This window comes from Trichococcus patagoniensis, from assembly GCF_003051085.1.
GTDB classification, from domain to species: Bacteria; Bacillota; Bacilli; order Lactobacillales; family Aerococcaceae; genus Trichococcus; species Trichococcus patagoniensis.
Genome location: NZ_QAOM01000047.1, coordinates 1 through 1488 on the forward strand (window position 1 = coordinate 1; position 1488 = coordinate 1488).

At 40.1% G+C, this 1488-nt stretch carries 1 protein-coding gene; it reads left to right on the forward strand.

All coding sequences use genetic code 11. The features are described 5' to 3' along the window. The first annotated feature begins 108 nt into the window (after positions 1–108). Positions 109–1383, forward strand: coding sequence for an ISL3 family transposase (locus C8U37_RS14310; RefSeq protein WP_281257535.1), 1275 nt, complete (start codon positions 109–111; stop codon positions 1381–1383). The last annotated feature ends 105 nt before the right edge of the window (positions 1384–1488 follow it).

Below are 1488 nucleotides of genomic sequence, written 5' to 3' on the forward strand. Positions count from 1 at the left end.
TTTTTTGTGAAAAGTGCAAAAAAAAGGACAAATGAAATACTCTGTTAAAATAAAGGTGACTAAGCCAGATATTTTAAGGAGTGATTTCATTTGTCTATATCAAAGTATATGCGAAATGTGTTGAATATAAAAGACCTTAATATCCATTTCGGAGAAAATTGTTGCCAGGATGTCGTAATCAAGGGCCAAATTGCGAAAGTTTTCTCTGCTGTCTTGACCTTCGAGGCACTACGGTGCCCTAACTGCGGGATGGAAAATCAGCAGTCAATCGTAAAAAACGGCACCAAGAAATCCAGGATCGTTTTACCGGAGGTTTCCGGCTATCCAGCCTTCCTCGACTTGAATAAACAGCGATTCCTTTGTAGAGAATGCTCGTCTACCTTTAGTGCGCAAACAGATATCGTGGAGGAAAATTGTTTTATTTCCAGGGCCACAAAGGTTTCGATTGCCCTGTATGCTAGGAAGACTATTTCAGAAAAGGACATCGCTGCCATTCATCATGTCTCCGCAAATACAACCAGCCGTGTCTTCAAAAATTCTTACAACAGTTTCAAACAAAGTTATCATTACTTGCCTAAGCACCTTTGTTTCGACGAATTCAAGTCGGTAAAGGATTGTGTTGGGGCGATGAGTTTTGTCTGTTGTGATTCGCAGACACATCAGTTGTTTGATGTCCTTCCAGATAGGCGGTTATTCAAATTACGAGAATACTTCCTGCGTTTCCCTTACGAAGTACGGGCTCGGGTGGAGACGGTTGTGACCGACCTTTATTCTCCGTACATGATTTTAATTAAGGAAGTCTTTCCGAACGCCAAAATTATCATTGATCGGTTCCACATTATTCTGCAGGTGAATCGCGCATTAAATCAAACCCGTATTCAAGTGATGAATGGCCTAAGGAAGTCATCCGAACCAAAGGATCGTCGCGATTATACAAAATTGAAGAACTACTGGAAATTACTGCTTATGGATCAAGACAAGGTGGACTTTACCAATTTCCGCTACCACAGACTCTTCAAAAAGGGGATGTGTGATAAAGATGTAGTGGATTATCTATTGGGAATCGATCCTACTCTGAAAGCAAATTATGATGCCTACCAGACTATCAAATATGCGGTGAACCATAAAGAAAAAGAAATGTTTAAAGACTTTGTGAATGAATCCCATAAATCCCTTTCGCCCAATATGAAAAAAGCTATGCAGACACTCAAGGGCGCCGAAGAGTACATTCTCAATAGTCTCTCCTATACTTACTCCAACGGAGTGATCGAAGGGATAAACAACAAAATAAAGGTCATCAAGAGAGTCTCTTACGGCTACAGGAACTTCATTCATTTCCGCAATCGGATTTTTATCCAATTCAATCTGCTTCAGGCAATATAAAAAAAACAAACCCCAAAAGAGAAAAATTCTCTTCTGGAGTTTGTGAATGTGGCTCCCTTATTTCAACAGATAAAATGTCTCATCAACACCATTTGACAGAGAGCC